General features: G+C 71.9%; 13 protein-coding genes. 8 read left to right on the plus strand and 5 right to left on the minus strand.

The genetic code is table 11. The features are described from left to right. The first annotated feature begins 52 nt into the window (after positions 1–52). Positions 53–2,872 (plus strand): S8 family serine peptidase, encoded by a 2,820-nt coding sequence (locus C503_RS0102825; protein WP_425393497.1) that lies wholly within the window; start codon positions 53–55, stop codon positions 2,870–2,872. Between the two features lie 64 nt (positions 2,873–2,936). On the opposite strand, the gene C503_RS0102830 is transcribed toward C503_RS0102825, so the two are convergent. After that, on the minus strand, positions 2,937–4,154 hold the full coding sequence (locus C503_RS0102830; protein WP_018680684.1) for an IS30 family transposase: 1,218 nt from the start codon (positions 4,152–4,154) through the stop codon (positions 2,937–2,939). A gap of 301 nt (positions 4,155–4,455) precedes the next feature. On the opposite strand from C503_RS0102830, the gene C503_RS0102835 reads away from it, so the two are divergent. Both C503_RS0102835 and C503_RS0102840 read left to right on the plus strand, forming a co-directional pair. Next, positions 4,456–5,121 (plus strand): acVLRF1 family peptidyl-tRNA hydrolase, encoded by a 666-nt coding sequence (locus tag C503_RS0102835; RefSeq protein ID WP_018680685.1) that lies wholly within the window; start codon positions 4,456–4,458, stop codon positions 5,119–5,121. 306 nt (positions 5,122–5,427) lie between these two features. Continuing rightward, positions 5,428–5,862 carry a hypothetical protein gene (locus C503_RS0102840; protein ID WP_156892935.1) on the plus strand — a complete coding sequence of 145 codons (435 nt, stop codon included), beginning with the start codon at positions 5,428–5,430 and terminating at the stop codon, positions 5,860–5,862. 320 nt (positions 5,863–6,182) lie between these two features. On the opposite strand, the gene C503_RS0102845 is transcribed toward C503_RS0102840, so the two are convergent. Beyond that, a complete protein-coding gene (locus C503_RS0102845; protein WP_018680687.1) occupies positions 6,183–6,950 on the minus strand; it encodes an SDR family oxidoreductase in 768 nt (255 codons plus the stop codon). Between the two features lie 194 nt (positions 6,951–7,144). Here C503_RS0102845 and C503_RS0102850 point away from each other — a divergent pair, with 194 nt between their 5' ends. Continuing rightward, positions 7,145–8,773 carry an ABC-F family ATP-binding cassette domain-containing protein gene (locus tag C503_RS0102850; RefSeq protein WP_018680688.1) on the plus strand — a complete coding sequence of 543 codons (1,629 nt, stop codon included), beginning with the start codon at positions 7,145–7,147 and terminating at the stop codon, positions 8,771–8,773. A gap of 186 nt (positions 8,774–8,959) precedes the next feature. After that, complete coding sequence (locus tag C503_RS0102855) at positions 8,960–9,169, plus strand: helix-turn-helix domain-containing protein (RefSeq protein ID WP_018680689.1); 210 nt, start codon at positions 8,960–8,962, stop codon at positions 9,167–9,169. 30 nt (positions 9,170–9,199) lie between these two features. Here C503_RS0102855 and C503_RS37650 read toward each other — a convergent pair whose 3' ends face one another. Then, positions 9,200–10,570, minus strand: a complete 1,371-nt coding sequence (locus tag C503_RS37650) for a glycosyltransferase 87 family protein (RefSeq protein ID WP_018680690.1) — start codon at positions 10,568–10,570, stop codon at positions 9,200–9,202. A 172-nt stretch (positions 10,571–10,742) separates the two neighbouring features. Here C503_RS37650 and C503_RS0102865 point away from each other — a divergent pair, with 172 nt between their 5' ends. Beyond that, complete coding sequence (locus C503_RS0102865) at positions 10,743–12,599, plus strand: ABC transporter ATP-binding protein (protein WP_018680691.1); 1,857 nt, start codon at positions 10,743–10,745, stop codon at positions 12,597–12,599. A gap of 12 nt (positions 12,600–12,611) precedes the next feature. On the opposite strand, the gene C503_RS0102870 is transcribed toward C503_RS0102865, so the two are convergent. Further along, positions 12,612–13,208 (minus strand): response regulator transcription factor, encoded by a 597-nt coding sequence (locus tag C503_RS0102870; protein WP_018680692.1) that lies wholly within the window; start codon positions 13,206–13,208, stop codon positions 12,612–12,614. Then, complete coding sequence (locus C503_RS37655; protein ID WP_018680693.1) at positions 13,205–14,350, minus strand: sensor histidine kinase; 1,146 nt, start codon at positions 14,348–14,350, stop codon at positions 13,205–13,207. The genes C503_RS0102870 and C503_RS37655 overlap by 4 nt, the downstream gene beginning before the upstream one ends. A 146-nt stretch (positions 14,351–14,496) precedes the next feature. On the opposite strand from C503_RS37655, the gene C503_RS0102880 reads away from it, so the two are divergent. Further along, on the plus strand, positions 14,497–15,414 hold the full coding sequence (locus C503_RS0102880) for an ABC transporter ATP-binding protein (RefSeq protein ID WP_033400162.1): 918 nt from the start codon (positions 14,497–14,499) through the stop codon (positions 15,412–15,414). After that, positions 15,411–16,109: an ABC transporter permease gene (locus tag C503_RS37660; protein ID WP_018680695.1), complete on the plus strand. Its 699-nt coding sequence runs from the start codon at positions 15,411–15,413 to the stop codon at positions 16,107–16,109. The genes C503_RS0102880 and C503_RS37660 overlap by 4 nt, the downstream gene beginning before the upstream one ends. Positions 16,110–16,136 lie beyond the last annotated feature (27 nt).

Here is a 16,136-nt window from a genome sequence, read left to right on the forward strand (position 1 = left end):
CGGGGCACGCGCGAACGGGGGAGGACACGTGCGATCGTCCGTACCGAGACGCTTGTCCAGACGTGCCCAGGCGGCGGTCGCGGGAGTGGGGGTGCTCGCGCTGGTGTTGGGCGCGGTGACCCCCGCGACCGCACAACAACCGTTGCCGGGAGCGGGATCCGCACAGGACAACGCGGCAAGGCAGATCGCCGCGTTGCAGCGGTTCAAGCAGGGGCTGGGCAAGGCAGAGTCCAAACTGGATAGTAAGCTCGTGGTCGAGCAGCGGCTCCGCCGGGACCGCTCCGCCGCGGCCGCGACCCCCCGGCTGCAGACCGGGGTCAAGACCTCCCGCGCCGACACGGTGCTGGTGGACATCTCCGCCACCAAGGTCTCCGACGACCTGCTGGCCACGCTCACCAAGGCGGGCGCGGGGATCCGGGCCGTGTCCACCACGGTCGGCTCCGTCCGGGCCGAGGTCCCGTTCGGTGCGCTGACCGGCATCGCGGGCCGCGCCGACGTGCGCAAGGTGAGCGCCGCGTCCGGGGCGATCACCGCGCGCGAGACCAGTCCCGCCGCGGCGCCCGCGAAGGTGGAGACCAAGCAGCAGAAGGAAGCCCGCATCGCTGCGCGCGTCCGCGCCGCCGTGCAGCAGCGGTCCGCAGCCCCGCTCACCAGCGAGGGCGACCGCGCGCACAGCGCCGACGTCGCGCGTAGCCACTTCGGCGTCACCGGCGTGGGCGTGAAGATCTGCGCGCTGTCCGACGGTGTCGACTCGCTGCGCGCCTCGCAGGCCGCGGGCGAGCTGCCCGATGTCGACGTGCTGCCCACCCAGGCGGGCGAGGGTGACGAGGGCACCGCGATGCTGGAGATCCTGCACGACGTCGCGCCCGGCGCCGACCTCGGCTTCGCCTCCGCGTTCAACGGCGAGGCCGGCTTCGCCGACAACATCCGCGCGCTGCGCCACGACCGGCACTGCGATGTCATCGTCGATGACGTCCTCTACTTCGCCGAGTCCCCGTTCCAGGACGGCGTGATCGCCCAGGCGGTCAACGACGTCACCGCCGACGGCGCGCTCTACTTCTCTTCCGCGGGCAACGAGGGCAACACCGGCGACGGCACTGCCGCGCACTGGGAGGGCGACTTCGTCGACTCCGGCCGTACCGTCGGCAAGTTCGTCGGCAGCGCGCACGACTTCGACCCGTCCAGCGCCGTGCAGATCTACGAGCCGCTGTCGGACTACTCCGCCGCGCGGCTCCCGATCACCCTGTTCTGGTCCGACCCGCTCGGCCACGCCGCCGACGACTACGACCTGTACCTGCTCGACGCCGCGGGCAACGTGGTGCAGTTCAGCCAGGACGTGCAGGACGGCAGCCAGGATCCGACCGAGCTGTTGCAGACGTCCTCGCAGCCGCCCAAGGGTCTGCGGGTCGCGATCGTGAAGTACTCGGGGCAGAACCGCTACCTGTCCCTGTCCGCGTTACGCGGTCGGTTCGTCGACAGCGGCGGCCTCAAGGCGTTCAGCACCCCGGGCGTGACCCTGGGCCACTCCGCCGCCCGCGACGCGTTCAGCGTGGCCGCGGCCCCGGCCGACAAGGCGCTGCCGTTCGACCTCGAACCCGGTGACCCGGCCAACCCGACCGGCCCGTGGCCCAACTCGTTCTCCGCGACCTCGGCCCTGGAACGGTTCTCCTCCGACGGCCCGCGCCGCGTCTTCTACCAGGCCGACGGCACCCCGATCACGCCAGGCAACGTGGCCGCGACCGGCGGCGAACTGCGCCACAAGCCCGACCTCACCGCCGCCGACGGCGTGCGCACCAGCGTGGACGGCTTCGACCCGTTCTACGGCACCTCCGCCGCCGCCCCGCACGCGGCCGCCATCGCCGCGCTCGTGCTGTCCGGCAACCCCGGCCTGGCCCCCGCGGACGTCCGCGAGGCGCTGACCAGGACCGCGGTCGACCTCGGCCCACCCGGCTGGGACGGCCGCAGCGGCGCGGGCATCCTGCTCGCCGACCGCGTCCTCGACTGGACCGGCGCCAGCCCGCAACCGCGCGCCCAGGCCCAGACCCCCACCGCGGTCCCGGCCGACGGCGACACCTACATCGACCCGGGCGACTCGGTCCTGGTCACCCTCCCGGTCACCAACACCGGCGACGCCGACGCGGTCTCCACCAGCGTCGTCCTCACCTCCCCGACCCCGGGCGTAGCACCGGGTCCGCGTTCGGCGAGCTACGGCACCGTCCAAAAGGGACAGACGGTGACCCGTCAGTTCACCCTCTTCGTCCCGCCCACCCACCCGGTCGGCACCCCGATCATCCTGGACGCCAAGGTCAGCTTCGCGGCCGCCGCCTCCCCGACCCGCGCGTCGTTCCCCATCCAGATCGGCCGCCCTTCCCCGACCGCCCGCGACTTCGCCTACACCGGCGCCCCGGTCCGCATCCCGGACGCCAACCCCCTGGGTGCCTCGGTGACGATCCCGGTCACCGGCGTCGGCCACGCCTCCCGGGTGACCTTCGCCATCGACGGCACCACGTGCAGCGCCGTCCCCAACACCACCACGAACGGCATCGACCACACCTACGTCGGCGACCTGGTCGGCACCCTGACCTCCCCGGACGGCCGCATCGCCACCCTGCACAACGGCAACGGCGGCTCCGGTAAGAACTACTGCCAGGTCCTCTTCGACGACACCGCCACCAAGGACTTCACCAAGGTCACCTACGTCGACGCCCCCTTCACCGGCACCTGGCGCCCGGCGTCCCCCCTGTCCCTGTTCACCACGACCCAGGCAGACGGCGACTGGACCTACAAGGCAGTGGACACCACGGCAGGCGACACAGGCTCGATCCGAGCCGTCTCCCTGCACGTCTACGGCTACCTCCCCCCAACCCCCTGACGCTCTTCCGACCAGCCGCCCCCAGCCCCTCGGCGGTTTCTAGGGGTCGTCGCAACACGAGTGGTTAGCTGGCGTCGGTCAGCAGGGTAGCGAGACGCTCGGCTGGGGTGTCCCAGCCGAGCGTTTTGCGTGGGCGGCCGTTGAGTTGGACGGCGACTGCGTCGAGGTGTTCGCGGTTGTGGACGGAGAGGTCTGTGCCTTTGGGGAGGTATTGGCGCAGCAGGCCGTTGGTGTTCTCGTTGCTTCCGCGTTGCCAGGGGCTGTGCGGGTCGCAGAAGTAGACCGGGATGTCGGTGGCGATGGTGAACGCGGCGTGGCTTGCCATTTCGGCGCCTTGGTCCCAGGTCAGTGACCTGGCCAGATGTTCGGGCAAGCCGTTCATGGTGTCGATGAGGGCGTCGCGGACGACGTCGGAGGTGCGTCCGTGGGGCAGGTGCACGAGCAGGACGTAGCGGGTAGCGCGTTCGACCAGGGTGCCGATGGCGGACTTGCCGTCCTTGCCGATGATCAAGTCACCTTCCCAATGTCCTGGCACCGCGCGGTCGTCGGCCTCGGCGGGCCGTTCGCTGATCATGACCATCGGCGCGGCCATCCGCGGAACGCGCTGCTGGGTGTGGCGGCGTGGGCGGCGTAGTGCCCGGCCGGTGCGCAAGGCGGCGGCGAGCTCGCGGCGCAGTTCACCACGCCCTTGGACGTAGAGGGCCTGGTAGATCGTTTCGTGCACCACGTGCAGCTCCGGCCGGTCGGGGAAGTCCCGGCGCAAGCGTCGCACGATCTGTTCCGGGCTCCACCGCAGGTCCAGACCGTCCTGGACGATCTGCCGCAGTTCGGGGTTCGCGGCGATCTTGCCGGTCTTCGGGCGCGGCCGTCGTGACTGGGCACGCCGCTGGGCTGCGTGAGGCCGGTAGTCCCCGCTACCGGGATGGGCGTTGCGTCGCAGCTCCCGGCTGATCGTGGCGGGATCACGGTCCAGCTCGGCCGCGATCTGACCGATCGTGGCACCTGCGCGCCGGCGATCGGCGATGACGATGCGCTCGTCCTCGTCAAGGAACCGGCCCCGTACAACAGAAGGCGCCGCCGAGGTGATCGGCGGCGCCCCTGCTCTGCCATTCGTCGGGTTACTGCCGTTGCGCCAGCGTTTGCCGGTCCGAACGTTGATCCCGACGATCCTGCATGCTTCCCGGCTGCTCACGCCCTGACCCACGAGCGCAAGATAGGCCTCGCGCTCGCGCGTCAGACGCCGGCCCTGATTGATCGACCGGTCCCGGACCTCGAAGTCCATCGCATCCCCTGAACTGGGGTGTTGCGACGACTCCTAGAACCCAAGCTCCCGGCTGGGGGCGGCTACCTGTTTCCCGCCCAAGCTCGCTGCTCCGCTGCACTCGCCCCAGGACAAGGCCCCACCCTCCCGGGGGCTGGCCCTGACGCCATTCTATCGGGTATAGGCGCAGGTCAAAGAGGGTGCGAAGGGCCTGTGGACAGATTCCGGGACTGTGGATAACCAGCCCGCAGGTCAGGGCAGGGACAGCGGAGCGGAGGCCGGGAAATCACCCGGATGGGACCAGGTCGTAGCGTCTATGGGTATGGGCAACGGGCGGGCGGTCGCAGGCGGTGGGCGGGCCGTGGAGGTCGAGGCCGGGCGGGTGTCGGGATGGTTCGACCGGTTCGCCGAGCGGCACGACGGAGTGGTGCGGACGGTCGTCGGAGCCGAGGAAGTCGTTGCCACAGCGGCAGACGGAGCGACCGCGACCGCCGGTGTGCCGTTCCCGCCGTTGCGGGAAGTGGGCGAGACAGCGGGGTTGGATGTGTCCGCGTTGGTCGCGCATCTCGCCATGCCGCGCCGGGTCGGGTTGTTGTTGGTGCGGCTCGGTGGGCACAGTCTCGGGATCGCGGAGGCGGGCAAGGTCGTCCTGTCCCGCACCGATCGTCATCTCGTGCACGGGCGGAGCGCCGCAGGCGGTTGGTCGCAGCAGCGGTTCGCGCGGCGGCGGGAAGGGCAGGCGCGGCAGGCGTTGGAGGCGGCGGCGCGGGATGTGGTGGAGGTGCTCGGCGGTCGCGTCGGCGAGTTGGATGCCGTGGTGCTCGGTGGTGATCGTGCCGCGCTGGACACCTTGCGCGCCGACCGTCGCCTCGCGCCCGTCTTCGCTCTGGCAGGCGCCCGCGTGCTGGACGTCCCCGAGCCGCGCCGCTCCGTCCTGGAGGACGCGGCCGAGCGGGCGTTCGCCGTGGAGATCGTCATCCGGGACTGAGAACCGATTTCCGCCCCGGCGCCCACAATCGGCCCGATCCCCGGCTCACCCCATGATCACACCGAAAACATCACCCGTCCCAGCGACAAAAGTTATCCACAGCCCGACCATTTTCAAGATCCACTTCTACCGCCCCGGCACCCCCGCCCGATAAAATGGAGCGGGGCTGTCCCCCCGGGATGGGTGGGGGCTGCTCGGAAGTAGGGGGTAGCAGGGGCGCGGATTTCGGACCAGTGCTCGATGGGGTGAAATTCCGGTGAAGGGGTTCACAGGGGAAGCACAGGTTCCGGGAGGACACTGCGCGGTATGAACGACGCCCCGTCCCCATCGGAAGGCGCGCAGCCCACTCAGCCGTTGGCTAGTGAGCCGCCCGTCGTCCCACCGGCACCGCCGCCACCCGCCGAGCCCGTTCAGCCCGTTCAGCCGGTCGCCGCCGAGAAGGCGCCGAAGCGGACGGTGAACCTGCTCGTCGCCTCGCTCGCCGGGGTGGCGCTGCTGCTCGTCGGCGGCATCACCGGCTACGCCATCGGCCACACCACCGACCGCGACAACCGGCCCGGTGTCGCCCGGTTCGGCCCCGGCGGCGACCGCGGCCCCGGCCCCGGCTTCCACCGCGGCGGGCCCGGCCCGTGGCACGGCAACCAGCCCGGCCGCCAGAACCGGCCCAACCCGACCCAGGCACCCCCGGCCCCGTCCACCACCAGCGCGGCCCCGACCACCCAGCCCGCCCCCACGAGCTGACACCGGCGCGCTGGGCGAACCCGCCCAGCGCGCCGCGAGCCGTACCCCAGCGTGCGACGCACCAGCGCGCCCGCTGCCCGCACCAGGATCGTCGTCTCGCCGCGCGCACGTCCGCCGGCCCACCGAGGCGCTGGCCCATAGTCCATGCGCCACGCCCGACATGCCCCGACAGAGTGCCGCTCACCTGGCGCGTTCGGCCGCCCCCAGCCTGGCGGCCCCGCCCACAGCGGTAGCCGAGCGCGTCAAGCAACCTGGACTCGCCCAGGAACGGGTCTGCATCCCCACCCGCGAGCCCCAACGAGCCCGCGGACCAGGAGCCCTCACCCGAGCGTCCCCGTCGCGAGCAGCCCCCCATCCACCCGCACCGTCTCCCCGGTGATCCACGACGCCCGGTCCGACACCAGGAACGCCACCAGCTCCGCCACATCCGCAGGGGTCCCCAACCGCCCCATCGGGTACGCCGCCGAAGCCTCCGCCTCCCGCCCCACATACAACGACGCCGCGAACCGTGTCCGCACCACCGCGGGCGCCACCGCGTTCACCCGGATCCCCGGCGCCAGCTGCCACGCCAGCTCCTCCGTCAGCCGGATCAGCGCCGCCTTGCTGGCCCCGTAGGCGGCGATCACCCCCGACGACCGCAGCCCCGCCACCGACGCGATGTTCACCACCGAGCCCCCGTGCTCGCCCATCCACGCCCGGTAGGCCAGCTGCACATACCCCAACGCCGCCACCACGTTGGTGTCGAAGATCTTGCGTACGGCGTCCAGGTCCATCTCGACCAGCGGCCCCGCGACCGGGTTGATGCCGGTGTTGTTGACCAGGATGTCCAACCCGCCCAGCTCCGCCACCGTCCGCGAGACCACCTCCGCCCGCTCCGCGTCTCGCCCGGTGTTGCCCGTGACCGCCAGCACCCGTGCCCCCGGCACCGCTGCCCGCACGGACGCCGCCGCGGCGGCCAACGGCTCCGGCCTGCGTCCGGACACCGACACCGCCGCGCCCGCCCTGGCCAGCGCCGTGGCGATGGCCAGCCCGATACCCCGGCTGGCCCCCGTGACCAGCGCCGTTCGCCCCGTCAGGTCACCGCTCATCCGCGTGACCCTAGCCAACCGGCGAGACGTCGGGAAACGGCTCGCGGGGGCTCGGTAGACTGGTGTGGTGGTCCTCTTCGACGGAACCCGGTTCGACGGCGTGATCCGCACCGCCTGACGGGCGGCCGGGCTCGCGTGCCATGGCGCGCGGGCCGCCGACGCCTGCCCCGACCACGCCAACCACGGAGCTTCCCTTGATCACCGTCACTGACCTGGAACTGCGCGCGGGCTCGCGCATCCTGCTCTCCGGCGCCACCCTGCGCGTCCAGCCGGGCGACCGCATCGGCCTGGTCGGCCGCAACGGCGCGGGCAAGACCACCACGCTGCGCGTGCTCGCGGGCGAGGGCGAGCCGTACGGGGGCGAGCTGCGCCGCACCGGCGAGCTGGGCTACCTGCCGCAGGACCCGCGCGAGGGCGACCTGTCGGTCACCGCCAAGGACCGGGTGCTCTCCGCTCGCGGGCTCGACGAGCTGCTGCGCGACATGGAGAAGGCGCAGACCGCGATGGCCGAGCACGCCGACGAGTCGGTGCGCGACAAGGCGGTGCGCAAGTACGGCAGGCTGGAGGAGCGGTTCTCCTCGCTCGGCGGGTACGCCGCGGAGAGCGAGTCGGCGCGGATCTGCTCCAACCTGGGCCTGGCCGACCGGGTGCTGGCCCAGCCGCTGCGCACCCTGTCCGGCGGCCAGCGTCGCCGGGTGGAGCTGGCGCGCATCCTGTTCGCCGCCTCCGACGCGGGCGCCGGCGGCGGGGCAGGCACGATCCTGCTGCTCGACGAGCCGACCAACCACCTGGACGCGGACTCCATCTCCTGGCTGCGCGGCTTCCTCAAGAGCCACAACGGCGGCCTGATCGTGATCAGCCACGATGTGGAGCTGCTCGCCGACGTGGTGAACAAGGTGTGGTTCCTGGACGCCACCCGCGGCGAGGTCGACGTCTACAACATGGGCTGGCAGCGCTACCTGGACGCGCGCGCCGCCGACGAGAAGCGGCGCAGGCGCGAGCGGGCCAACGCGGAGAAGAAGGCCTCGGTGCTGATGGCCCAGGCCGACAAGATGCGCGCCAAGGCCACCAAGGCGGTCGCCGCGCAGAACATGATCAAGCGGGCGGAGAAGCTGGTCTCCGGCCTGGACGAGGTGCGCCAGGCGGACAAGGTCGCCAAGATCCGCTTCCCGGAGCCCGCGCCGTGCGGCAAGACGCCGCTGATGGCCGAGGGGCTGAGCAAGTCCTACGGCTCGCTGGAGATCTTCACCGGGGTCGACCTGGCCATCGACAAGGGCTCCCGGGTGGTCATCCTGGGTCTCAACGGCGCGGGCAAGACCACCCTGCTGCGGCTGCTGGGCGGCATGGAGAAACCGGACTCCGGCGGCGTGGTCGCCGGGCACGGGCTGCGGCTGGGCTACTACGCGCAGGAGCACGAGACCCTCGACCACAACGCCAGCGTGTGGGCGAACATCCGGCACGCCGCCCCGGACACCCAGGAGCAGCAGCTGCGCTCGCTGCTGGGCACCTTCCTGTTCGCGGGCGAGCAGCTGGATCAGCCCGCGGGCACCCTCTCGGGCGGCGAGAAGACCCGGCTGGCGCTGGCGGGCCTGGTCTCCAGCGCGGCGAACGTGCTGCTGCTCGACGAGCCGACCAACAACCTCGACCCGGCCAGCCGCGAGCAGGTGCTGGACGCGCTGCGCCGCTACTCCGGGGCGGTCGTGCTGGTCACGCACGACCCCGGCGCGGTGGAGGCGTTGGAACCCGAGCGGGTGATCCTGCTCCCAGACGGGACCGAGGACCACTGGTCCGCGGAGTACCTGGAACTCGTTCAGCTCGCCTGAAATTGGCCGTTTTGCTGGGATCTTGTTTTGCCGGATCACGCTGGGTTCCCGGACCCGCATCGACGGTGAGCGCCCCCCGGGCGGGCTTTCGGGACATCTCGTCTGGCATTTCGGGCGGCGGTGTTCGATCATTGCGGCGGTAGGGGCCACCCGTGGCCCCGCCACTCGCGAAGGAAGGCGGACAACGTGGCTGACCTCAAGAAAGGCGCGCGGATCACCGGTGCCACGCGCGAAAAGCTCGCCACCGACTTGAAGAAGAAGTACGAGAAGGGGGCCAGCATCCGGGCGCTGGCCGATAGCACCGGCCGTTCCTACGGATTCATCCACAGAGTGCTGTCGGAGGCCGGGGTGACGCTGCGCGGGCGGGGTGGCGCCACCCGGACCAAGAAGAAGTGAAGTAGGGCGGCGGTACCGCGTCGGTCCGGTTCACCCCGGGCGGGAGCGGTCCACAGTGTCGTCGGCGCCGGGCACGGGGCCGACCGCTGTGGCAGCCGAGCTGGTGTCCACTGTGGTATCAGCACTGGAACCGACCACCGATGCGGGCTCCCCGGTCCCCACCCGGACCCGCGCGGCGGCGAAGGCGAGCGCGGCACCCAGCAGCGCCACCGGGTACACCAGGTAGCCCCAGCGGGTCGCCGGGAGCAGCACGATCGCCGCGCCCAGCCCCACCGCGACGCGCAGTACGGCGTCCGCCGCGGTCCGGGGTGGACGGACGGCAACCCAGCAGGCGACCACGCAGGCGGCGAGTCCCAACAGGACCAGCGCGGCGGTGTGGCCGACCGGCCCGAGACCGGCGAGCAGGTGGCCCGGCAGCGGGCTCGACGCGGGCGAGGACGCCCGGCCGAGCCCGACCGGGAACTTGACCACGTGCTCGACGAACGCGGTCGGGTCGACCAGCAGGACCGGCAGCACGATCGCCGCGCCCACCACGGCCAGCGAGCCGAGGAACACCGCCAGCGCGCGGGACCCTCGGCTCGCCAGCACGCCGATCGCCAGCACGGCGGCGGCAGGCACCGCGGTCAGCTTCATGGTGACCAGGACCGCGGCCAGTGCCCCGGCCCCGGCCGTCCACCATGGACTCACCGGTACCCGCGGTGCCTGGTTCGGCGTGCCCGCGGGCACGCCCCGGTAGGCCAGCGCGCAGGCGAGCACGATCAGTGCCAGCACCGCGACGTCGTCGCCTGCGACGGCCAGGGTGAGCGCGGTCAGCGGGCTGGCGATCAGCAGCTGACCGGCGCGCGCTGGCACCGCGGGCCTGCCCGCGACCAGCCAGGCCGCGACCAGCGCGGCCGCGGTCACCACCAGGAAGGCGACCCGCGCGTCGGTCAGCGGGTGGTCGCCGAACAGCGCGCGCGGGAACCCGAACAGCGTCATCGACGGGCCGTACGGGGTGTAGTCGTCGGCGTGCGGGGTCGGCCCGAGGGTGGCCAGGTCGAGGTACGGGGTGCCGCGCGCGAGCAGTGAGCGCGCGGACCGCTCGATCACCCAGACTTCCGGCTGCGACGGGAACGACCACGGCCACGGCCCCCAGGTGAACCCGGGATCCCGCCGGAACGACAGGTACAGCAACGGCGCCACGGTGGCGACCGCCGCGCTGATCCACACCGGCAGCCAGCGCGACCCGATGCCGAGCAGGGTGAGCGCCAGTGCCACCAGGTAGGCCGGGGTGGCGAAGTTCGCCCACACCCGGTAGCCGTAGAACTCCGAGGCGAACGCGGTGACCAGGGCGAATGCCGTCGCGCCGGTGTAAACGGTCAGGTCGAGCGCGCGTGCGCGGCGTGCCGGGGCCCGCTCCATACCCTGGTGTCCTCCCCGTGCGCGCACGGGCGATTCCCCCGTGCGTCCCCCGGTGGCAAGGCTACCGAGGGTCGCCGCGCGGGTCGGTCCGGGGCATGCCGGACCCGCTCGCGGCGTTGATGGTTGCGCGCCGGGATCATCGAGGCGTGGGTCGGCTGGAAGGGGATCGGGCATGGACAGTCCGCGCAGGGTGATGATGGGCGCTATCCGGGCGGCGGACGCCCCGCGTGGCGTGCGCAAGGGCACGGTCCGGCGGGTGTTCCGGTTCAGTGCCCGGCATCGGCCGCGGCTCCTGCTGTTCCTGCTGTTCACGGTGATCTCGTCGGTGCTGGGCGTGACCTCCCCGCTGCTCTCCGGCCGGGTGGTAGACGCGTTCGTCAATCACGAGAGCGTCGCCACCGTGGTCTGGCTGGCCGTCGCGATCGCCGCGCTCGCGATCCTGACCGCGGGCCTGGGCCTGGCCGAGCGCAGCCAGTCGGCGAGCATCGGCGAGGGTCTGATCTACGATCTGCGCCGCGCCGTCTTCGAACACGTCCAGCGGATGCCGGTGGCGTTCTTCACCCGCACCCGCACGGGCGCGCTGGTCAGCAGACTGAACAACGACGTGGTCGGAGCCCAACGGACGTTTACGTCGACGCTCTCCGGCCTGGTCGGCAACGTGATCCAGCTGGTCCTGTCGCTTGGCGTGATGATGACGCTGTCGTGGCAGGTCACCGCGCTCGCCCTGGTCCTGCTGCCGGTCTTCGTCCTGCCGTCCCGGCGCCAGGGCAGGCGCATGGCCGACCTGCAACGCGAGGCGGCGGGCCTGTCTGCCTCGATGACCACCCAGATGACCGAGCGGTTCTCGGCGCCCGGCGCCACCCTGGTGAAGCTCTTCGGCCACCCCGAGGCGGAGGCCGAGGAGTTCGGCGGCAGGGCCGACCGGGTCCGCGCGATCGGCATCCGCACCGCGATGGCCGCCCGCTGGTTCATGACCGGCCTGCAATTGGTCGCGGCCCTGGCCCAGGCGCTGGTCTACGGGCTCGGCGGCTACTTGGTCCTCACCGGCGAACTGGCGCCCGGCACCGTGGTCGCGCTCGCCCTCCTGCTGACCCGCCTCTACTCCCCGCTGACCGCACTGGCGAACGTCCGCGTGGACGTGATGACGGCCCTGGTGTCCTTCGAACGCGTCTTCGAGGTCCTCGACCTGGCCCCCGCGATCGCCGAGAAACCCGACGCCCGGCCGTTGCCCGACGGCCCGGTGTCGGTGGAGTTCTCCGGTGTCCACTTCGGATACCCGGCGGCGGACAAGGTGTCCCTGGCGTCGTTGGAGGAGGTGGCCGTGCTGGATCGCCGGGGCGGGCACGAGATCCTGCACGGGGTGTCGTTCACCGCCGAGCCGGGGAAGATGGTCGCACTGGTGGGGCCTTCGGGGGCGGGCAAGTCGACCATCGCGAGCCTGGTGCCCCGGCTGTACGACGTCGATTCCGGGGCCGTGCGGTTATCCGGGGTCGACGTCCGGGATCTCTCGTTCGCGGCGATCCGGGGCGCGGTGGGGGTGGTCACCCAGGACGGGCACCTGTTCCACGACACGATCCGGGCGAACCTGGCCTACGCGCGACCCGATGCCACGGACGAGGAGCTGGTGGCGGCCATGCGCGGGGCTCGACTGTCCACTGTGCTCGATTCACTGCCGGAAGGGTTGGACACGGTGGTGGGGGAGCGGGGATATCGGTTGTCCGGTGGGGAGCGGCAGCGGTTGACGATCGCGCGGATCCTGTTGGCGCAGCCTCGGGTGGTGATTCTGGACGAGGCCACCGCGCATCTGGATTCCGAGTCGGAGGTGGCGGTGCAGGAGGCGTTGGCGGATGCCTTGGTGGGGCGGACCGCGTTGGTGATCGCGCACCGGTTGTCCACGATCCGGGCGGCGGATCTGATTCTGGTGGTGGAGGAGGGAAGTGTGGTGGAGCGCGGGACTCATGACGAGCTGCTTGCCCTCGGTGGCCGTTACGCGGACCTCTACAACACCCAGTTCACCCCGGCCGCATGACAGGGCCGCCGGTCAGATCCAGCCCTCCTCCCAGGCTTTCCGGGCGGCGTCATGCCGTGATGTCACACCGAGTTTCGTCATCGCCGAGGAGAGATAGTTCCGAACGGTCCCATGCGCCAGGTGCACCTCCTGCGCGACGTCCTGAACCGACCCCCCACCCCGGGTCAACCGGAGCACCTCCAGCTCCCGCCCGGTCAACGGACAGCTGTCCGCCGTCAACGCACTGGCGGCGATCTCCGAGTCCACATACCTGCCCCCACCATGCACATCCCGCAGAATCGAGGCCAACCGAGCGGCCGGGGTCGTCTTGGGCACGAACCCCCGGACCCCGGCCGCCAACGCCCGCCGCAGCACCCCGGGCCGAGCATGCCGGGTCACGATCACCACAGCCGTCCCGGCACCGATGGCCCGCGCGGCGGCAACCCCGTCCCGCCGCGGCATCTCCAGGTCCAGCACCGCGATATCCGGTGCGAACTCGGCCACCGCGGCCACGGCGGCGTCCCCATCGCTGACCTGCGCCACCACGGTGATATCCGACTCCAGCTCCAGCAGCGCGGCCAACGCACCCCGGATCAGGTCCTCGTCGTCCGCGAGCACGACCCGGATCACGGCGTCACCGCCTCACCGGTCAACCGGAACGCGTCATCCGAGCACTCCGCACGAACGACACCGCCCACGGTCGCGAACCGTTCCCGCAAGCCCAGGATGCCGCTCCCTGGAACCACCGCCGAAGCGCGCACGCCGTCATTCCGGACGTCGACCCGCACCCGGCCGTCGGCGATGGCGACCGTGACCGCGCATTCCGTCGCGGTGCTGTGCCGCAGCACGTTCGTGGTCCCTTCCCGCACCAACGCCCCGAACAACGGTTGCAACGGCGGCGGTACCTCGGCCGCGTCCCCGCGCACTGTCGCGCTGATTCCGGCCGCGCGCAGGATATCCACCGCGTTTCCGATCTCGGTGGACAGACTCGATCGTCGATACCCGTGCACCACCGCACGGGTCTCGCGCAACGCGGTCCGGGCAAGTTCGGTCAGCTCCGATGCCTGCACGCGAGCGGCGGCGTCGTCGTGGCCGATGAGGCGTTCGGCGAGTTCGCCCTTCAACGCGATCGCCTGCAGGTGGTGGCCCTGGATGTCGTGCAGCTCGGTGGCGAACCGGAGACGTTCCTCGGCCACCGCGAGCTCGGCCGCCATGTGCCGGGCCTCGTCGAGCTGGCGGACGACGGACCAGAGCCAGATCTGCAGGGCGTTGGTGGCCGTGATCAGGGGGACGGTGATCGTGATGACCACCAGCCATCCGGTGTTCGCCGCGTGGCCCGCCGCCGTCGTGACCGCGAGGCCTGCCAGGGCGAGGGCGATCCCGGCGGCCAAGGACACCGGCCAGCGTCGGATCGGTCGGTCCGCGGCGATGAGGGCGCCGAGGATCAAGGCCGGGATGAAGGTGAAGATGACCGCCTCGGGCAGGACCGCCGCCACCCACAGCCAGGCGCCGACGGCGAGCGCCACGGTCACCGGGATCTCGCCGGGGCGTGCGGTCGCCTTGCCGAGGCCGGGCATGCCGAACGCGCTGAACCGGACGTACTGGGGCGCCAGCAGGCAGGCCACGACGCCCAGGACGATCGCCTGTGGGGCGCCCATCAGGCGGGTGGACAGGCTGAACACCAGGGTCAGGGTGAAGATCGCCGCCGTGAAGCCCAGGGTCAGCCAGGTGTAGCGGCGCACCCGGTCGAGCGGTGACGGTCGTCGGTCCACACCGTGAATCTAACGAGCGGGAACGCCGGGTGACCCGTCGCGGGACGGGGAGCTGACATTTGTCACGGCGGACCCGGGTGGATGGCCCGGGAACTGCTGATCGCCGATCCTGGTCCGCGCCCGCCCGGCCCGACAGGCTGGACCGCATGAGAGAGGCAGTGATCGGGGTGCACGACCTGCGCTGCGCGTATGGCGCGTTCGAGGCCGTGCGGGGGATCGATTTCGAGGTCGGCTCGGGGGAGCTGTTCGCCTTGCTGGGCACCAACGGCGCGGGGAAGACCACCACGCTGGAGGTACTGGAGGGGCTGCGTTCGCCCACCGACGGGCAGGTGCGGGTGTTCGGGCTGCGGCCGGACGCGGACCGCGCGCGGGTGCGGCCCCGCACCGGGGTGTTGTTGCAGGACAGCGGGTCGGGCGGGGAGCTGACCGTGGTGGAGACGTTGCGGCTGTGGCGTTCGCTGGTGTCCCGGCCGTCCGATGTGGACGAGGCGCTGGCCTCGGTCGGGCTGACCGGGCGCGCGGACGTTCGGGTCGGCAGGCTCTCCGGGGGCGAGCGCAGGCGGCTCGACCTGGCCGTGGCGACGCTGGGCGACCCGGAGCTGCTGTTCCTGGACGAGCCCACCACCGGCCTGGACCCGGAGTCCCGGCGACAGACCTGGGCGCTGCTGCGCGGCCTCGTCGCGCGCGGCACGACCGTCCTGCTGACCACCCACTACCTGGAGGAGGCCGAGCACCTCGCGCACCGGCTGGCGATCATGCACGAGGGCCGGATCGCGGTCTCCGGCTCGCTGGTCGACGTGCTGGAGCGGGAGGCGTCCCGGATCACCTTCGACCGCCCGACCGGTCTCACCCCGGGCGACCTGCCCGCGCTGGTCGGTTCGGTGGACGGCGAGGCGCTCGCCGCCGGACGCGTCGAAGTGCGCACCCGCGCGTTGCAGGACGACCTCACGGTCCTGCTGTCCTGGGCCGCCGCGCGCGACCTGCAACTGTCCCGGCTCAAGGCGAACCACGCGTCCCTGGCCGAGGTGTTCCACGGTGTCCGCGAGAAGGCGGTGGCGGCATGAACGGCGTGATAGCGCTGTCCCGCTCGGAGATCCTGCAGCTGCTGCGCAACAAGACCACGGCGGGCATGGCGTTGCTGCTGCCGCTGGTGATGGGCGCGTTCCTGCTGTTCGGCACCGGCGTTCCCGACTGGGACCTCACGCTGACCCTGCAGCTGGTCGCCGCCCAGGCGCTGACCGTCTACATCAGCGCCACCACCGCGTTCGCCGGGCGCCGACAGGATCTCTCGCTCAAGCGGTTGCGCACCGGCGAGCTGTCCGACGTGCAGATCCTCGGCGGCGTGCTGGCGCCCTTCGTCGCGCTCGGCCTGGTGCAGTGCCTGCTGCTGACCGCCGCGTCGTTGATCGCGGGCGCCCCGGCCCCGGACCCGCTGCCCTACGCGGCCGCGGTGCTGGGCGGCGTCACGGTCAACGCGGCCGCGGCCCTGCTGACCTCGTCGTTCACCGCCACCCCGGAGGCCGCGCAGATCACCACCGCGCCGTTCTTCTTCGCCGGGCTGGGCGGCGCGATCTGGCTGCTGGCCACCGACCCGGGCCAGGTCACCCGCTGGATCCTGCTGCTTCCCGGCGGCGCCGTCGCCGACCTGGTGCGCGGGCCCGCGCTGGGGCTCTGGCAGCCGGTCGCGGTGCTGGTCGTGTGGACCGTGGTCGGCTGGTCGCTGGGCACGCGCCACGTGCGGTGGGACCGCCGGGGCTGACCGAGGGGAAACCCTGGCGGGCCGGGA

The organism is Actinokineospora enzanensis DSM 44649 (assembly GCF_000374445.1).
In the GTDB taxonomy this organism is placed as follows: Bacteria; Actinomycetota; Actinomycetes; order Mycobacteriales; family Pseudonocardiaceae; genus Actinokineospora; species Actinokineospora enzanensis.

What these genes read in the sequence shown, in the direction of transcription:
- C503_RS0102830 (WP_018680684.1), bottom strand. Translation starts at nt 4,154, where the DNA reads ATGGACTTCGAGGTCCGGGACCGGTCGATCAATCAGGGCCGGCGTCTG.
- C503_RS0102835 (WP_018680685.1), top strand. Translation starts at nt 4,456, where the DNA reads ATGGGCAACGGGCGGGCGGTCGCAGGCGGTGGGCGGGCCGTGGAGGTC.
- C503_RS0102840 (WP_156892935.1), top strand. Translation starts at nt 5,428, where the DNA reads ATGAACGACGCCCCGTCCCCATCGGAAGGCGCGCAGCCCACTCAGCCG.
- C503_RS0102845 (WP_018680687.1), bottom strand. Translation starts at nt 6,950, where the DNA reads ATGAGCGGTGACCTGACGGGGCGAACGGCGCTGGTCACGGGGGCCAGC.
- C503_RS37650 (WP_018680690.1), bottom strand. Translation starts at nt 10,570, where the DNA reads ATGGAGCGGGCCCCGGCACGCCGCGCACGCGCGCTCGACCTGACCGTT.
- C503_RS0102865 (WP_018680691.1), top strand. Translation starts at nt 10,743, where the DNA reads ATGGACAGTCCGCGCAGGGTGATGATGGGCGCTATCCGGGCGGCGGAC.
- C503_RS0102880 (WP_033400162.1), top strand. Translation starts at nt 14,497, where the DNA reads ATGAGAGAGGCAGTGATCGGGGTGCACGACCTGCGCTGCGCGTATGGC.
- C503_RS37660 (WP_018680695.1), top strand. Translation starts at nt 15,411, where the DNA reads ATGAACGGCGTGATAGCGCTGTCCCGCTCGGAGATCCTGCAGCTGCTG.